At 69.1% G+C, this 17,072-nt stretch carries 16 protein-coding genes; 5 read left to right on the top strand and 11 right to left on the bottom strand.

Going from position 1 to position 17,072, the window contains the following annotated elements; genetic code table 11:
* The first annotated feature begins 133 nt into the window (after positions 1-133).
* The 3 genes from NWF22_RS22455 to NWF22_RS22445 are packed head-to-tail and all read left to right on the top strand — an operon-like array spanning position 134 to position 3,454.
* The gene (locus NWF22_RS22455; RefSeq protein WP_160902311.1) at positions 134-1,327 is read left to right on the top strand and encodes a ferredoxin-like domain-containing protein; all 1,194 of its coding nucleotides are present in this window, start codon (positions 134-136) and stop codon (positions 1,325-1,327) included.
* 13 nt (positions 1,328-1,340) lie between these two features.
* Entirely contained in the window at positions 1,341-1,964 is a 624-nt protein-coding gene (locus NWF22_RS22450; protein ID WP_160902312.1) for a precorrin-8X methylmutase, read from the top strand.
* Positions 1,965-1,966: 2 nt separating this feature from the next.
* On the top strand, positions 1,967-3,454 hold the full coding sequence (locus NWF22_RS22445) for a precorrin-2 C(20)-methyltransferase (protein ID WP_160902313.1): 1,488 nt from the start codon (positions 1,967-1,969) through the stop codon (positions 3,452-3,454).
* Between the two features lie 101 nt (positions 3,455-3,555).
* Here NWF22_RS22445 and NWF22_RS22440 read toward each other — a convergent pair whose 3' ends face one another.
* Genes NWF22_RS22440 through dprE2 form a run of 4 tightly spaced genes read right to left on the bottom strand, consistent with a single transcriptional unit; the run spans position 3,556 to position 7,040 of the window.
* Complete coding sequence (locus NWF22_RS22440; protein ID WP_160902314.1) at positions 3,556-4,326, bottom strand: cobalt-precorrin-6A reductase; 771 nt, start codon at positions 4,324-4,326, stop codon at positions 3,556-3,558.
* Positions 4,319-5,086: a precorrin-4 C(11)-methyltransferase gene (gene cobM, locus NWF22_RS22435; protein ID WP_160902315.1), complete on the bottom strand. Its 768-nt coding sequence runs from the start codon at positions 5,084-5,086 to the stop codon at positions 4,319-4,321. The genes NWF22_RS22440 and cobM overlap by 8 nt, the downstream gene beginning before the upstream one ends.
* A complete protein-coding gene (gene cbiE, locus NWF22_RS22430) occupies positions 5,083-6,276 on the bottom strand; it encodes a precorrin-6y C5,15-methyltransferase (decarboxylating) subunit CbiE (protein ID WP_160902316.1) in 1,194 nt (397 codons plus the stop codon). Before cbiE ends, cobM begins: the two co-directional genes overlap by 4 nt.
* On the bottom strand, positions 6,273-7,040 hold the full coding sequence (dprE2, locus tag NWF22_RS22425) for a decaprenylphospho-beta-D-erythro-pentofuranosid-2-ulose 2-reductase (RefSeq protein WP_160902782.1): 768 nt from the start codon (positions 7,038-7,040) through the stop codon (positions 6,273-6,275). Before dprE2 ends, cbiE begins: the two co-directional genes overlap by 4 nt.
* Positions 7,041-7,077: 37 nt before the next feature.
* Between dprE2 and NWF22_RS22420 the strand changes: the two genes are divergently transcribed.
* Positions 7,078-7,479, top strand: coding sequence for a PPOX class F420-dependent oxidoreductase (locus NWF22_RS22420; protein WP_160902317.1), 402 nt, complete (start codon positions 7,078-7,080; stop codon positions 7,477-7,479).
* A gap of 36 nt (positions 7,480-7,515) precedes the next feature.
* Here the strand turns inward: NWF22_RS22420 and NWF22_RS22415 are convergent, their stop codons facing one another.
* The gene (locus NWF22_RS22415) at positions 7,516-8,628 is read right to left on the bottom strand and encodes a M24 family metallopeptidase (RefSeq protein WP_160902318.1); all 1,113 of its coding nucleotides are present in this window, start codon (positions 8,626-8,628) and stop codon (positions 7,516-7,518) included.
* Between the two features lie 64 nt (positions 8,629-8,692).
* Here NWF22_RS22415 and NWF22_RS22410 point away from each other — a divergent pair, with 64 nt between their 5' ends.
* Positions 8,693-9,670 (top strand): 5'-3' exonuclease, encoded by a 978-nt coding sequence (locus NWF22_RS22410; protein ID WP_160902783.1) that lies wholly within the window; start codon positions 8,693-8,695, stop codon positions 9,668-9,670.
* 39 nt (positions 9,671-9,709) lie between these two features.
* On the opposite strand, the gene NWF22_RS22405 is transcribed toward NWF22_RS22410, so the two are convergent.
* The 6 genes from NWF22_RS22405 to NWF22_RS22380 form a co-directional block, all read right to left on the bottom strand.
* Positions 9,710-10,645 (bottom strand): DUF4333 domain-containing protein, encoded by a 936-nt coding sequence (locus tag NWF22_RS22405; protein ID WP_160902319.1) that lies wholly within the window; start codon positions 10,643-10,645, stop codon positions 9,710-9,712.
* A 219-nt stretch (positions 10,646-10,864) separates the two neighbouring features.
* Positions 10,865-13,723 (bottom strand): DEAD/DEAH box helicase, encoded by a 2,859-nt coding sequence (locus tag NWF22_RS22400; RefSeq protein ID WP_160902320.1) that lies wholly within the window; start codon positions 13,721-13,723, stop codon positions 10,865-10,867.
* Positions 13,720-14,718, bottom strand: coding sequence for a twin-arginine translocase subunit TatC (gene tatC / locus NWF22_RS22395; protein ID WP_160902321.1), 999 nt, complete (start codon positions 14,716-14,718; stop codon positions 13,720-13,722). The genes NWF22_RS22400 and tatC overlap by 4 nt, the downstream gene beginning before the upstream one ends.
* Before the next feature lie 33 nt (positions 14,719-14,751).
* Positions 14,752-15,009: a Sec-independent protein translocase subunit TatA gene (gene tatA, locus NWF22_RS22390; RefSeq protein ID WP_160902322.1), complete on the bottom strand. Its 258-nt coding sequence runs from the start codon at positions 15,007-15,009 to the stop codon at positions 14,752-14,754.
* A 104-nt stretch (positions 15,010-15,113) separates the two neighbouring features.
* Positions 15,114-16,073, bottom strand: coding sequence for a helix-turn-helix transcriptional regulator (locus NWF22_RS22385; RefSeq protein ID WP_160902323.1), 960 nt, complete (start codon positions 16,071-16,073; stop codon positions 15,114-15,116).
* Positions 16,070-17,071, bottom strand: coding sequence for a helix-turn-helix transcriptional regulator (locus NWF22_RS22380; protein ID WP_160902324.1), 1,002 nt, complete (start codon positions 17,069-17,071; stop codon positions 16,070-16,072). Before NWF22_RS22380 ends, NWF22_RS22385 begins: the two co-directional genes overlap by 4 nt.
* Between the last annotated feature and the right edge of the window lies 1 nt (position 17,072).

The raw sequence follows: 17,072 nt of genomic DNA, 5'->3' as shown, positions 1-17,072 counted from the left end.
TTCGGCTCTGACATCTTCACCGAGCCGTCACAGTGGCGCGACCGTGCCGGACTCCCACCGGCTTCTGCCGCCCTCGGTGCGTTCAGCCTAGTCACGGGCGGATCGGTGTCGGCGGGCGCCTACCCTGGACGACGTGTCCGAACCCGACCGTCGCACCACCACCGACCGCTGTCCCGGGGTGTTGCGCACCCATGCCGCCGCCGACGGGGCGGTGGCCCGCATCCGGTTGCCCGGCGGGCGGCTGCGACCCGACCAGTTGCAGCGTCTGGCGCAGGTCGCGGGCGATCACGCTGACGGCTTCCTCGAGCTGACCGCGCGCGCGAACCTGCAGATCCGGGGTATCAGCGACGTCGACAAGGTCGCCGCGGCGGTGGTGGAGGCAGGGCTGGCACCCAGTAGCGCCCACGACCGGATCCGCAACATCGAGGTGAGTCCGCTGACCGGGCGGATCGGCGGGGTGAACGACGTGTCCCCACTGGCCGATGCCCTCGATGACCGGTTGCGCGCCGACGCGCACATCACGAACCTGTCGGGTCGTTTCCTGTTCGGCATCGACGACGGCCGCGGCGATGTCCTCGCCCGTCGACCCGACGTCTGCGCGGTCGCGCGCGAGGTCGAGCCACCCGACGCGCCGCCCGATGACCAGAGCCTGGATCATCCGATCGTCGCCGACGTGGTCGTCGACGGTGTGCGTCTCGGTTCGGCGCGCGGGGTCGAGGCCATCGCGACGGCGATGTGTGACACCGCACTCGATCTGCTCGAGATCGACCCGACGGCCTGGCGCGTCGCGGACCTCGCCGACGAGCAGCGCGCCCGGCTCGAATCCGGCGTGCGCGCCCGCCTGAGGCCCGCGGTCGGCGCCGCCCTCGTTGCCGAGCCGACGGCACCGATCGTCGGGTGGTTCGAGCAGGACGACGGGCGCGTCCTGCTCGGCGCGGTGGTGGAACTGGCCCGGCTGCCCGCCCGGCTCGCCGAATTCCTCGCCGCGGTCGACGCCCCGATCGTGCTCACCCCCGACCGCGAGATCCTGCTGTGCGATCTGGGTGAGGGCGTCGCCGAGACGGTGGTGCGGGTGCTCGCCCCGATGGGACTCATCTTCGATTCGTCGTCGCCCTGGGTGCGGGTGACCTGCTGTGTGGGTGCGCCGGGTTGCGCGAAGTCGCACGCCCCGGTGCGGGATGACCTGCTGGTCCGGGTGCGGTCCGGCGACCCCGTCGAGGACCGGGAGCACTGGGTGGGCTGCTCGCGCGGCTGCGGTTCACCGGCGGGGCCGCACCGGTTCGTGCAGGCCGGTCCCGACGGCGAGTACCGCTCGGCCCGTCGATAGGCTCTAGCGCACCATGACCGACTACCTGCGTGACGGCCCCGCGATCTATCGCCAGTCCTTTGCCACCATTCGTGCGGAGTCGGATCTGTCCGCGTTCGCACCCGACGTGGCGGGAGTGGTGGTCCGGATGATCCATGCCTGCGGCCAGACCGACCTCACCGCCGACGTGGTCGCGACCGACGGCGTGGTCCGCGCGGCGCGCACGGCGTTGCGCGGTGGGGCGCCCATCCTCTGTGACGCGTCGATGGTCGCCTCCGGGATCACCCGCAAGCGTCTGCCCGCCGACAACGAAGTGCGGTGCCATCTGTCCGAACCGACGCTGCCGAGTCTCGCCGACCGGCTCGGGACCACCCGAACCGCAGCCGCCCTGGAGTTCTGGCGGCCCAGCCTGGCCGGCGCGGTGGTTGCGATCGGCAATGCGCCCACCGCACTGTTCGCATTGCTCGACATGATCGACGCCGGTGCGCCCCGGCCGGCCGCGATCGTGGGTGCGCCGGTCGGTTTCGTCGGCGCCGCCGAATCCTGCGCGGCGCTGGCGGCGCGGGAGGACCTCGAATTCATCACGGTCACCGGCCGGCGCGGTGGGTCGGCGATCACCGCCGCGGCGGTCAATGCGCTCGCGAGTCCGGAGGAGTGATGATGAGCGGAAAGCTCTGGGGCGTCGGGCTCGGCCCCGGCGACAGCGACCTGGTGACGGTGAAGGCCGCCCGGGTCATCGAATCCGCGGATGTCGTCGCCTATCACTGCGCACGTCACGGCAACAGCATCGCGCGCTCGGTCGCCGAACCCTATCTGCGCGACGGGCAGATCGAGGAACGCCTGATGTACCCGGTGACCACCGAGGGCACCGACCATCCGGGCGGCTATGACGGGGCGCTGCGCGACTTCTACACCGCGAGCGCCGAGCGGCTCGCCGAGCACCTGCGCGCCGGTCGCGATGTGGTGTTGCTCGCTGAGGGCGACCCGCTGTTCTTCAGCTCGTACATGCACATGCACAAGCGACTCGCCGACGAGTTCGCGGCCGAGATCATCCCCGGCGTGACGTCGGTGAGCGCATCGTCGGCGGCCATCGGAATCCCGCTGGTCGAAGGCGAGGAGACACTGACCGTGGTGCCGGGGACCCTGCCGGCGCCGGCGCTGGTCTCGCGGTTCCGGACCGCCGAGGCGATTGCGGTGCTGAAACTGGGCCGGACGTTCACCCGGGTCCGCGATGCGCTGGAGGTGGCCGGTCGGATCGAGGAGGCCTGGTACGTGGAACGGGCCTCCACGGCGGTCCAGCGGGTGCTGCCGGTCAGCGAGGTGAATCCCGAAGAGGTGCCGTACTTCTCGATGATCGTGGTGCCCGGACCCCGCAACAACCCGCGGCGCGACCCGGTGTCGGGGCGCGGCGAGGTCGTGGTGGTGGGGCTGGGCCCCGGTGCCGACGAGCACACCACCCCGGCCGTGCAGGCCGAACTCGCCATGGCCACCGACCTGGTCGGCTACAAGACCTATCTCGCCCGGGTCACCCCGCGGCCGGGCCAGCGGATCCACGCCAGCGACAACCGGGTGGAGGCCGAACGCGCGGAGTTCGCGCTGGATCTGGCCGCCCGGGGTGCGCGCGTCGCGGTGGTCTCGTCGGGCGACCCCGGGGTCTTCGCGATGGCCAGCGCCGTCGCGGAGGTCGCAGCCGAGTCCCGCTGGCACGATGTGCCCGTCCGCGTCCAACCGGGTGTCACGGCCGCCAACGCGGTCGCGGCGGCGGTGGGTGCCCCGCTCGGTCACGACTACGCGGTGATCTCCCTGTCCGATCGTCTCAAGCCGTGGGAGGTGATCGAGGAGCGGATTCGCCACGCGGTGGCCGCCGACCTCGTCGTCGCGATCTACAACCCGGGCTCGGCCAGCCGCACCTGGCAGGTCGCGCGGCTACGCGAGATCCTGCTGGAGATGGTCGACCACGACCGCACGATCGTCCTCGGCCGCGACGTCGGCGGAGGAGAGCAATCGTTGCGCACCACCACGGTCGGCGCCTTCGATCCGGCGGCCGTCGACATGCGCACCCTGCTGATCATCGGGTCGTCGGCCACCACGGTCGTGCCCCGCGCCGGCGGCACCCTGGTCTACACCCCGCGCCACCACGACGCCTGACCCCGTCCCCTCGACTGGGCATCGTCCTGGGTTGACTGGGCGCCGTTTCCAGTGGGCGTGGCGCCGATACCGTCCACAACCATTCCCGCGCACAGCGTGGATCACGCGCCGAGGGTCGAGATCCACTCCATGGCTTTTGGTACCGTGTCCACCGCGGTACCGATCGTCGGTTCGGGTGGTCGCTGCACCATCACGACCGGGACACCGAGCTCGGCGGCCGCGGTGAGCTTCGCGCGGGTCAGATCGCCGCCGCTGTTCTTGGTGACCAGGACGTCGATGGAGTTCTCGCGCAACAGATTCCGTTCACCGGACAGATCGTACGGTCCGCGGGAGCGGAGGATGTGGTGACGCGGCGGCAGCGGGCAGGTCGGCGGATCGACCACACGGATGAGGAACCACGCGTCGGCGTTGTCGGCGAAGACGCCGACATCCTGGCGTCCGGTGGTGAGGAACACCCGCAGTCCGGCAGATATCCGATGGGCGACGCTGCGAGCTGTCACCGCGCGCGCGGCGTCACCCATGTCCCGCACCGTTTCCCAGCTGTCGTCGGTTCCCGGTTCCCAGGCCGGACGTCGCAGGCGGACGAGCGGAGTCCCGACTCTCAGTACTGCTGCGGCGGCGTGCTCGGACATGGTGCGTGCGAACGGATGCGTCGCATCGACGATGACCGCGATGTCGTTGTCGCGGACCCACGCGGCGAGCCCGTCCACTCCGCCGAAGCCGCCGATACGCACATCGCCGACCGGCAGCCTCGGGTCCCGCACGCGGCCCGCAAGTGAGCTGATCACCGGGATGTCGGCGGCGCTCAGCCGGGCGGCAAGGTCGCGGGCCTCGCCGGTGCCACCGAGGACCAGGACACGACGTTCAGCCATCGGAACGCAATTTGGTCATGCGCGCCTCGGAGTAGAGATAACTGTCGGTCACCGCCGCATGGTTGTCGGGATCGAGCACGCGGCCGACGAAGATGACGGCCGTCCGGCGGATTCCGGCATCGGCCAAGGCCCCGGGCAGATCCGCGAGCGGACAGCGCACGATCTGCTGAACCGGTCTGCTGGCGAATGCGACGGTGGCCGTCGGACAGTGAGCTCCGTAATGCGGCAGTAGAGCTTTCACGATGTCGTCGGCACGATGCGCCGCCAGATGCAGTGCGAGGGTGACGCCGCTGCCGGCCAGCCGGGCCAGATCCTCCCCTGGCGGCATGTCGGTGGACAGGGTCGAGACCCGGGTGATCAACAGGCTCTGGCCGACTCCGGGGACCGTCAGTTCTCCGTCGAGGGCGGCGGCCGCAGCGGCGAAGGCGGGAACCCCCGGCACCACCTCCACCGGAATTCCGAGCGCAGCGAGTCGGCGGCGCTGTTCGGTCATCGCCGAGTACAGCGACGGGTCCCCGGAGTGCAGGCGGGCAATGTCGTGACCGGCCGCGTGCGCGTCGACCATGTAGGACACGATCTGCGAGAGCGGCATTCGGGCGGTGTCGATGAGCTCCGCATCCGGCGGGCAGCGGTCGAGCAGTTCGGTGGGCACGAGAGATCCGGCGTACAGACAGGTCTGGCAGCGGGCGAGGATCTCGGCGCCGCGCACGGTGATGAGGTCGGCAGCGCCCGGGCCGGCACCGATCACGTAGACGGTCATGGGCGTTCCACCACCCATTGCACGATCGGCAGGGCGGGTCGCCATGTGGTCATCGAACCCAACGGGGCGGCCGTCTCCACCATGTGGCGTCGCAACGAGCCGCCGTGTTGCGCATACCATTCGGTGAGCAGGGTCTGGTTCTCGAGGGTGACGGCGTTGGCGACGAGCCGGCCGCCGGCCGGGATCAGATCCCAGACCGCGGTGAGCAGCGCGTCGTCGAGCCCGCCGCCGATGAAGACCGCGTCGGGTTCCGGCGCCATCGCGCAATCGTCCGGCGCAGCCCCGAGCGTCGTCAGCCGCTCGTGCACACCATGTCGAACGGCATTGTCGTGGAGTCGGTCTCGCCTGTCCGGGTCGATCTCGAAGGAGACCGCACGCCCGGTCGGTTCGGCCCGGAGCCATTCGATGACCACACTGCCCGACCCCGAACCGATGTCCCACAACAGCTGTCGCCGACTCGGTGCGAGCGCCGACACCGTGACGGCACGAATCGGCTGTTTGGTGATCTGTCCGTCGTGTGCATAACCGTCGTCCGGACGTCCGGGTGCCCGTGACCTATGCGGACCCACACAGCCGACAGCGATGAGGTTGAGCGGATCTCCGGGCGGTTCGGTCCAGGTGCGTGCGACACCGCGGACGACACGTTCGTCGGTTCCGCCGAGTTGTTCCAGCACCGTCATCGCCGACCAGCCGAAACCGTTGGCGATCAGCAGTTTCGCCACATCGCTCGGCGTGGATTCGTCGCGGCTGAGGATCAGCAGGTCGCGATCGTCATCGAGTTCGTCGCTCAGCGTCGACACGTCGTGGGTGACCAGGCTGACCACCCGCACATCGGTCAGATCCCAGCCCAGACGCGCGCAGGCCAGGGCGGCACTCGACACGGTGGGCAGGACGCGGACGCGGTCGGCCCCGACGGCGCGCACGATGGTGGTACCGACGCCGTGAAACATCGGGTCGCCGCTTGCCAGGATGTGGCGCACGCCGTCGTGATCGTCGGTGAGCAGCCGTTGCAGATGGGCACTCATCGGTGACGACCACGCCTCCCGTCGGGCCGGCAGGTCGGGCAACAAGTCCAGCTGCCGACGCGACCCGATGATGAACTCGGCACCCGTGAGTTCGTCGCGGGCGCGCCGACCGAGACCGTCCCAGCCATCCGCGCCGATCCCGACGACCACAAAAGTACCGGTCACCGTGGCAACCTCCGCCAGACCGCGCGTGGCAGCAGACGCATGCCGATGAACAGCGGGCGCAAAACGGCCGGAATCCACACCTCGCCGCGTCCGCGGCGGTAGGCGCGGGCCACGTCGTCGGCGACGCGTTCGGCGTCGACGGAGAACGGTGCGGGCTTGACGCCGCCGGCCATCAGATCTTTGGTCATCTCCCCGACGACGAAGCCGGGCCGGGCCAGCAGCAGCCGGGCGCCGGTGCCGTGCAACGCATCTGCGAGACCGTTGGCAAATCCGTCGAGGCCGGCCTTGGTGGAGCCGTACACATAGTTGGCGCGCCGGACGCGGATTCCGGCGACCGAGGAGAACACGATGATGGTCCCGGACCCCTGCGCGCGCAGCACCTGCGCGAGCGGGGTGAGCACACTGATCTGTGCAAGATAATCGGTGTGCGCGATCTGCAGTGCATGCGCGGTATCGGTCTCGGCGCGTGTCTGATCGCCGAGGATGCCGAATGCGACGATGGCGGCCTCGATCGGTCCGAATCGGTCGGCGATGTCCCGGACCAACCGGGGATGACTGTCGGTGTCGTCGGCGTCGAAGGCGACGGTGTGGACGGTCGCGGCGCCGGCGGCGAGCAGTTGTGCTGTCTCGGTTTCGAGATCGTCGGGCCGTCGGGCGGCGAGGACGATCTGCCGTCCGTCCGCGAGTTTGCGGGTCAGCGCGATGCCGATCTCGCTGCGACCGCCGAACAGCACGATGGTGGCGGGCGTCGATGTCGGGGCCATGGCTGCCAGTATCGCATCGCCCGCTAGCGTGGCAGTCATGACCCGCACCGCCGCCGACCTGGGCACCGCCGCTGCCGAGTTCCTTGCCGAACGCCATCTCGCGACCTTGGCGACGCTGCGTGCCGACGGCTCACCCCATGTGGTGGCCGTCGGGTTCACCTGGGATGGCGAGCACGGGCTGGCGCGAGTGATCACCTCCGACGGCAACCAGAAGGTGCGCAACGTGGAACGTGCCGGTCGGGCCGCGGTGACCAACATCGAGGGGCCGCGCTGGCTCACGTTGGAGGGCGACGCGGTGGTGCGGCGCGAACCGGAGCGCATCCGCGAGGCCGAGCAACGCTATGCCGGCAGGTACCGCCAACCGAAACCCAACCCACGCCGTGTGGTCATCGAGATCACGGTCACCAAGGTGCTCGGGTCGTCACGGATGTTCGCGTGAGCAGACCGTTCTGGTGAGCGGTCGGCTCCGAATTCCTCACAACACCTGCAGGTCGTGCGGCCGGGTGTTCATCGGCTCGCAGCCGCCCTCGGTCACCACCACGATGTCCTCGATGCGGGCACCCCATCGTCGGTCGAAATAGACGCCCGGCTCCACGCTGAACGCCATCCCCGGTTGCAGCTCGATCTTGTTTCCGCTCACGATGTACGGCTCCTCGTGCACCGACAAGCCGATGCCGTGACCCGTCCGGTGGATGAACGCATCGGCGAGTCCGTGCTCACGCAGATGGTCGCGGGCGACGGCATCCACCGATTCGGCGGTGACCCCGGGGCGGACCGCCTCGACCGCCATCCGCTGCGCCTCCTCGAGCGCCGCATAGGCCTCCGCGACATCGGCGGGCGGTTCGGCGAAACAATAGGTACGGGTGGAGTCCGAGTGGTAACCCGGGTCGACCGGCCCGCCGATGTCGATGACCACGATGTCGTCGGCCTCGATCACCCGGTCGGAGAACTCGTGATGCGGATCGGCGCCATGCGGTCCGGAGCCGACGATGATGAACGCCGCCTCGGTGTGTCCCTCGTCGAGGATCGCGGTGCGGATGTCGTCGGCGACCGCCCGTTCGGTGCGACCCGGTGTGAGCCACTCCCCCATCCGTGCGTGCACTCGGTCGATGGCGGCGCCCGCCTGCCGCAGCGCGTCGATCTCGCTGCGGTCCTTGGTCATCCGGAGCTCACGCAGCACGTCGGTGGCCAGGGCGGGCGTCGCGCCGGTGCGTGCGGCGATCGGCACCACGTGCAAGGCGGGCATCGTGTCACAGACCGCGATGCGCGCGGTGGTGGCAAGCCCGGACAGCGCGATCGCATACGGGTCCTCACCGTCGACCCACGCCGACATCTCGACGTCGAGGTCGTCGAGCGCCGAATCGCGAACCGAGGCCAGCTCGAGGCGCGCGACGACGAGCCGGGGGTCCGCGTCGGCCGGTATCACCAGCGCGGTGAGGCGTTCGAACGTGTCGGCACGAGAACCGGTGAGATAACGCAGATCCGGTCCGGTGGACACCACCAGCGCGTCGAGACCGGCGGCCCGGGTCAGGGCGCGGGCACGCTCGAGCCGGTGGCGATACACATCCGAGGCAAAGCGGTAGGCCATGTGCGCAGCCTACCGGCGGGCCGGTACAGCGCCATGACAGAGTTGAGACATGGCCGGTTCTCTGATGCTCCTCGACGGCGCGAGTCTGTGGTTCCGCTCCTTCTTCGCCCTGCCGGAGAAGATGACGTCACCGGACGGTCGACCCGTCAACGCCGTCCGTGGATTCGTGGACACCATCGCGGCGCTGGTCACACGAGAGCAGCCGACGCGCCTGGTGGTCTGCCTCGATCTGGATTGGCGGCCGGCTTTTCGCACCGATCTCATCCCGTCCTACAAGGCGCATCGGGTCGCCGAGGAGGCCCCGCACACCGGGCCCGCGGGTGACGAAACGGGTGAACCGACCATAGACGTGGAAGAGGTGCCGGACACTCTCACCCCGCAGGTCGACATGATCCTCGATGTGTTGCGGTGCGCGGGGATCGCGACATCGGGGGCTCCCGGCTGCGAGGCCGACGACGTGATCGGGACGCTGGCGTACGACGAGTCGGTGGATCCGGTCGTCGTCGTCAGCGGGGACCGCGATCTGTTGCAGGTGGTCGCCGACGACCCGGTCGCGGTGCGGGTGCTCTACGTCGGACGAGGCCTGGCGAAGGCGGAGATGATGGGCCCGGCCGAGGTGGCCGAGAAGTATGCGTTGCCCGTCGACCGCGCGGGGATGGCCTATGCCGAGATGTCGATGCTGCGGGGCGATCCCTCCGACGGTCTGCCCGGCGTGCGCGGGATCGGTGAGAAAACGGCAGCCAAACTGATCACCGAGTTCGGTTCGCTCGACGCGCTCGAGGCTGCGGTCGGCGACGCGGAGTCCTCGCTGACACCCCGCAATCGCAAGGCGATGACCGCCGCTGCGGACTATCTCGGTGCCGCGCGGACAGTGGTGCTGGTGCGCACCGACGCCGAGACCATCGACAGCGGCGACGACCGCCTGCCCACCGAACCGGCCGACCCGGGCGGGCTCGCCGACCTCGTCGACGAACTCGGCATCGGGGCCTCGGTGTCCAGGTTGGCCACGGCGCTGGGCTGGCCCGCCGCCGGTCCGGACTGATCGCGCGCAGGATCAGCCGATGTTCCGCGTCGGCGATGCTCAGTTGGTGGGGCGTGACACCTCGTAGGTGCCGTCGTCATCGACGAAGGTGATCGTGACGGTTTGCTCCTGTCCGCCGATGGTGACAGTGCATTCGAAGGAGCTGCCCTCCCGCACGCGCTGACCGGACGGGCAGGAGACGGCCGTGACGTCGCTGGCCGCGTACTCCTCGGTCAGCACCGTCCGGACGCCATCCTGCACCGCGTCCTGGGAGATCGTCTTGGGTGCCCAGCCGGGGATCACGAATGCGGTGAACAGCAGGATCGCGGCGACGAGCAGCACAACGCCACCGCCGATGAGCAGGAAGGTGCGCCGACCGGACTTGCCACGGGGGGTGGCCATCGCGCTGAACTGGTCCCCACCACCGAACTGGCCACCGTCGAACTGTCCACCGCCGGACGGAGTCGGTTGCTCGGCCGTAGTCGGGTATTGGTTCGCCGGGGGCGCCCCGTAGAAGCCCGGCTGCGGTGCGGCCCCCGGTTGTTCGGCCCCGTACGGACCGGGTCCGTATGGGGTCTCTTGCTGGGGAGGACCGTACTGTCCCGCCCCGTACTGTCCGGGTCCGAACTGCTGAGCCCCATACTGTCCCGCCCCGTACTGGCCGGGTCCGTACTGATCGGGCTGCGCGTATTGTCCGGGCGCCCCGTACTGGGGTGACCCGTACTGGGGTGACCCGTACTGCGGTGAGCCGTACTGGGGTGACCCGTACTGCGGTGAGCCGTATCCGCCCGGTGCGCCCTGTGGCGGAGTGCCATATCCGCCAGGCTGGTTCGGTGCGCCGTACGCGGGCGGAGGCGAGTAGCCGCCACCCGCGGGTTGTCCGTAGTCCGGCATCTGTCGGGCCGGCGGGGTCGTCGGCTGGGGCTCGGACTGTGCCGGGCCGACGTGGTCCGACGGCTGTGGGTCGGGACGATTCGGATCGTTCGGCTCGCTCATTTTCGATCTCCCGCTCCGCCCGCGACAGGGGCACCGCAACGCCAGGACACCGGTCCGCCGAAGCGGGCCGCCCCCGCATGTTCCCGCAGCTCATCGGGATCGATCCGGAACGGTCCGCCCCGCTTCATAACCGCGTCGTGAACGTTACCGCACGCCGCGAGCCGGATCACCCAACCCGCCCGCCGGGTGCGGCGCGGTCGTCGCGCGATCCCGCCCTCCTCAAGCGAGTTCGGCTGCCACCACCCCGCGACGGATACCGGCGACGGCGGCACGCGCGGAATCGGCAAGACGAGTTCCCGGACCGACGCACAGACGGATTTGTTCGAGCAGGTCCACCACCTGCCGGTTCCACCGCACGAAATCTCCCGGCGACAGCAGCTGCCCTCGCTCACCGGCCGCGGCGAGCGATTCGGTCAGGGTGCGCCCCGAGGCCCACAACGAGACCGCGACCGAGAAACCGGTGTCGGGCTCACGCGTCGCGTCGACCCGATGACGTGATTCGACGATGGTCAGATCCCGCCAGATGTCGATCGTGTCTGCCAGCGCACCACGCAGCGCGGCGTTCCCCGGCATCGCGTCCACAGCGGCGAAGCTCTCCCGACGGGTCTCGAACACCATCGCGGCGACCACGGCCGCGAGCTCGTGCGGCGCCAACCCGTCCCACACCCCGGCTCGGATGCACTCGATCACCAACAGATCGCTCTCGCTGTAGATCCTGCTGAGCAGTGCACCGGAGGCGGTGACCGTCACCTGTTCGGCCCCGGACCGGTCGGCCGCGACCTCCACGTATCCGAGTTCGGCCAGGACGGCGACGATGCGGTCGAACTGCACGCCGAGGGTGGAGGTCCGATCGGCAATGACCCGTTCGGCCGAAACGATCTCACGCACCACCCGGTTCCGTCGTTCGGCCAGCCGGAACAGTTCGTCCGAGCCGTCGAGTCGGTGTGCCGGATGGGCCCGCAGCGCCGAACGAAGTCTGCCGAGTTCGCGGTCGTCGGCGGCGGCGGCACGCTTCTTGGACCGACCCCGCGGCATCTCGATCCCGGTGGACCGCAGCGCCGACGCCAGGTCCCGACGACCCCGGCCGGTGCGGCGGTCGGCGTGTTTGGGCAGGCGCATGTTGCCCAACACCTGCGGCGGGTTGACGAAGTCACGGGTGCCGACACGGCCACACCAGGCGTCCTGTGCGAGCACGAGCGGCTTGGGATCGACCGACTGGGCGGCCGGTTCGAGGACCACGGCGATACCTCGGTGTCTGCCGCCGTGCAGTCCGATCACATGTCCCCGTTTGAGGGCGGCCAGGTCGGCGACGGTCGACTCGTTGTTCGCGGCCCGCCGCTCGAACTTGAGGTCCCGTTCGCGGCGCCGGATGTCCTCGCGAAGTTGCACATACCCGAGGAACCCCTCGTAGGAAGGTGCGCCGCGCGCGCCGCTGTCGTCGGGACGTTCTGTGGCAGCGGGCGTGTCGTCGTCGAGAATCCCGCCCGGTTCGAGGCCGCGGTTCTCCGCGGCACGGATCAGTTCGACATCGAGTTTGCGCAGCCGCCGCTGCGCGTCATCGACCTTGCGGGCCTGTCCCACCACTGACCGGTCGGCCTGGAACTGGGCGAACGACCGGTTCAGCAGTTCACGCGAACCGTCGAGCCCGAGCCGACCGAGCAGATTCACGGCCATGTTGTATTCCGGCTGGAATGAGCTACGCAACGGGAACGTCCGGGCGCCGGCGAGCCCGGCGACCTGATCCGGAACCGTATCCGGTGTCCACACCACCACCGCGTGTCCTTCGACGTCGATGCCGCGGCGGCCGGCTCGACCGGTCAGCTGGGTGAATTCTCCGGGGGTGAGGTCGACATGGGCCTCGCCGTTGAACTTCACCAGCCGTTCGAGGACCACCGTGCGGGCCGGCATGTTGATGCCCAGTGCCAGGGTCTCGGTAGCGAACACCATCTTGACCAGCCCGTGCACGAAGAGCTCTTCGACCGCATGCCGAAACGTCGGTAGCAGACCGGCGTGGTGCGCGGCGAAACCGCGGCGCAGACCGGCGCGCCATTCCTCGACACCGAGGATCTCCTCGTCGGCGGGCGACAGTTCCGCGAGGTGACGATCGACGACCGCATCCACTGTCACCGCCTCGTCGGGGGTCAACAGGTGGATGCCGGACCGCAGGCATTGGGCCAGCGCGGCGTCGCATCCCACCCGGGAGAAGATGAACCCGATCGCCGGCAACAGCCCTTCGCGGTCGAGTCGCGACACGAGTTCCGGCCGCGACGGCGGCCGGGCGCCACCCCGCCGGTGCGCGCGCGGTCCACCACCGCGACGCCCACCGCCCCGAGCGCGTGCGTCACTGTCGTCGGACAGCAGGATGCGATGTCGGATATAGCGTTTGAGCTCGGGATTGACCTCGGGACGGCGCCGCTGCCCGGCTTCGGGCCGGGGCGTGACGGTGCGGTGCGCCGGGTCGAACAGATCGAACATCCGGGAACCGACCAACATGTGCTGCGACAGCGGCACCGGTCGATGCTCGTCGACGATGACGGTGGTGTCACCGCGCACCGCCTGTATCCAGTCGCCGAACTCCTCGGCGTTGCTCACCGTGGCCGACAAACTCACCACCCGCACCGACGGCTCGAGATGCAGGATCACCTCTTCCCAGACCGCGCCGCGGAATCGGTCGGCCAGAAAGTGCACCTCGTCCATGACCACGTAGGACAGCCCGTCGAGCGCCCGCGAGTTCGCATAGATCATGTTCCGCACGACCTCGGTGGTCATCACGACGACGGGTGCGTCCGGATTGATGGAGTTGTCACCGGTGAGCAGTCCGACGGAGTCGGCTCCGTGCACGGCGACGAGATCGGCGTACTTCTGATTGGACAACGCCTTGATCGGAGTCGTGTAGAAGCACTTCGTTCCCGACGTCAGCGCGAGATGGACCGCGAACTCGCCGACGATGGTCTTACCGGCGCCGGTCGGCGCGCACACCAGCACGCCGTGGCCGGCTTCGAGCGCGACACAGGCCCGACGCTGGAACTCATCGAGGGCGAATGCCAGCCGACCGGTGAACTCGTCGAATCGAGTCACAGGATGTCGTCGAAGGTGTCGCGTTCACGGACGGAGGTCCGCGCCGACGAGCCCTGGCCGGCGGTAGCCGCGGTACTCGGGGACGGTCGGGTCTGATCGAGCTGCGATGCCGTCGGCGCCGGACCGGCGCCGGGCAACGGACTGGCCTGATCGTCGGGGATGGCCGCCCAGTCGGGCTTGTCGCGCTTGCGACGGCGATCGTTGAATCGAGCGAACTGGATCGCCAGTTCCATCAACACCGTCAGGGCCAGCGCCAACGCGAGCATGGTGAACGGGTCCTGGCCGGGGGTGACGATGGCGCAGAACACGAACAACGCGAAGATCAGGCCACGCCGCCAGTTCTTGAGCTTCTCGTAGGTGAGCACGCCGATGATGTTGAGCGCCACGATCAGCAACGGCAGTTCGAAGCTGACACCGAAGATGATCAGCAGGTGCAACATGAAGTTGAAATACTGATCGCCGGCCAGCGCGGTCACCTGCACGTCGTTGCCGACGGTGAGCAGGAAGTGGAATGCCTTGGCGACCACCACGTAGGCGAGCACCGCGCCGCCGACGAACAGCACCGCTGCGCTGGAGACGAAGCCGACCGCATATCGCCGTTCGTTGGAGTGCAGTCCGGGAGTGATGAACTGCCACAGTTGGTAGAGCCACACCGGACAGGCGAACACCACACCGGCGGTGAGCGCCACCTTCAAACGCAACATGAACTGGTCGAAGGGACCGGTGGCGAGGAGGCGACACGAGTCGTCCTCGGTCAACACCGCCCGCGATTCCGGTGGCAGGTCGCAGTAGGGACCGCGGAGCAGATCACCCAATGACGGAATACCCAGAAACCCGTGGGTGTACCAGATGAACCCGAAGATGGTCGTCACGACGATGGCGATCGCCGAGATCACCACCCGGGTCCGCAGCTCGTAGAGATGCTCGACCAACGACATGGTGCCGTCGGGATTGACCTTGCGCTTACGGCGCCTCGGGTCCAGAGAAATGCGCACGCGTGAGCCTGGCCTCAGGTTGACGACAGATGATCAGGCAGACTTCTTGACGTCGTCGTTCGAGGTCGGCGTGGACGTCGGGGACGCATCACCGGGCGGCAGTTCGCGCTTGGCCGGCTCGTCGGCCGGTGCGGACTCCTTGCCGTCGTTCTGCATCTCCTTGACCTCGCTCTTGAAGATCCGCAGCGACTGACCGAGCCCCCGAGCTGCGTCGGGGAGCTTCTTGGAGCCGAACAGGATCACCACGACGAGCAGGACGATCACCCAGTGCCACCAGGACAGAGCACCCATATTCTCCACCTCCGAATTGCGACGTTGCCAATGCTACCCGAGCCACCCCGACGGCAGCGTCCACCGGGCGCCCCGCACGTAGCGGCAGCGCCCACCGGGCGCCCTCAGGTATACCGTGCCCGGGCCGTAGCCGCTGCGGAGTTGACCGAATCGGCGATCGCCACGTCAGAGATCACGCGCACCCGACCACCGAAGCCGAGCAGGAACCGGAGCAGCCATTCGGGCGAACCGTACACGAGTCGGGCACGCACGGGCGCCCCGCGGTCGACCCGTTCCTCGAGTGATTCCAGCGGCTCGACGAGGTAGTAGTCCAGAATCCACAGTTCACTCGGATCGATCTCGATCTCCACCGACGGCAGGTCCGGATTCTCCGACAGCACCGCGTACTGCGGTTGCGCCTTGGCCTCCTCCGGCGGCGCCGCGGCGTCGTCGAGTTTCTCGGCCTCCTCGACCCGGTCGAACCGGAACAGCCGCACGCCCTCACTCACCCGGCACCACGCCTCGAGATAGGTGTGGTTGTCCATCGTCTGCAGTCCGATCGGGTCGACGACACGTTCGCTGACGTTGTCCCGGGTCGCCGAGTAGTACCGGATCCGCAGGGCACGCCGGGCGGTGACGGCGTCCCGAATCGTCGTGTAGGTCGGATTGTCGGATTCACCGGGGCCGGCCGGCGTGCGCACCGCGGTGTCCGACGACCCGACCGCGGCCTCGATCTTCGCGATCGCGCGACGAGCCGCCTCCTGGTCGACCGCGCCTGGCAGGTCCAACAGCGCCTGCAGCGCGACCAGCATGGTGCTGGCCTCCGCGCTGGTCAAACGCAGCGGTCGATCCATCCCGGCGGTGAAGATAACGTCGACGAAGCCGTGCTCGAACTGCAGGTCGATCAGTTGATGCGGAAAATAGCCCGGCAGACCGCAGACGAACAGCAGCTCGAGATCCTTGGTGAGCTGCGCCTGGGTGATGCCCAGGTCGCGGGCGGCCTGGTCGAGTGCGATGCCGTCACGAGTCGCGAAATACGGCACCAGGGCGAGCAGCCGGCTCAACCGGTCCGGTCGTGGCGTCATCGGGTGGTCACCCCGATCAACTCGTCGAGGGCGCCGATCACCGTGTCCCGCAGCTCGGGTGGCGACAGGACCACCGCGTCGGCCCCGGCAGCGAGCACCATCCGGGCCAGCGTCGTCAGTGAGCGGATCTCGATGCTGACCACATCGCCCGGCTCGCCGTCGAGCATCTCGGACTCGGTGTGGGTGGCGACCCGGCGCAACCCGGCTGCTCGGTCACGGGCCAGCCAGATGCGGGCGGTACCGGCACCGGTGTCGGCGCCGGCCGCGGTGTCGACCGCGGTGGCCACGATCTGCTGGATGTCGGTGCCGTCGGGCACGACCACCTCCCCGGACGATCCGGTCGGGGCCACCGCGGAGATCCGCGACAGCCGGAAGGTGCGGATGTCGGCGCGGTCCCGGTCGTGGCCGGTGACATACCACCGGCCGCGGTGGGTGACGATGCCCCACGGTTCCAGCGTCCGTCTCGTGGTCGAGGCCGCCGCCCCGGGACGGTAGTCGAAGGTCACCGGTGTCGCGGCGTCGATCGCGGTCAGCAGTGTGGCCAGGGCGGCCTCCGACCCCACGGTCTTGGGCGACAGGCTCGCGGGCACCACCAATTCGTCGTCGGCGCGCACGTCGAGTCCGGCGGCCCGCAGCTTGAGGACGGCATTCTGTGCGGTGGCGGCGATCTCGGGGGCCTCCCACAGCGCTGCGGCCATCGCCACCACCGCGGCCTCGGCCCGATCGAGTGCAATGTCGGGCAGCTCGTAGACGTCGCGGTTGATCCGGTAGCCCTCCGCGTTGCCCGACATCCGGTCGCGGCCGGTGATCAGCGGTATCCCGAGATCGCGGAGCTGGTTCTTGTCGCGCTCGAACATCCGGTTGAACGCCTCGTCGGACTGGCCATCGTCGTGGTAACCGGCGACATGTCGGCGAATGTAGTCGGCGGTCAGGAACTGGCGGGTCGACAGGAGGCAGATCACCAGGTTGAGCAGGCGCTCGACTTTCTGCGTTGCCACC

Origin of the sequence: Gordonia mangrovi (assembly GCF_024734075.1) — a bacterium.
Lineage (GTDB): Bacteria > Actinomycetota > Actinomycetes > Mycobacteriales > Mycobacteriaceae > Gordonia > Gordonia mangrovi.
This window is presented reverse-complemented; position numbering and strand designations above follow the sequence as displayed.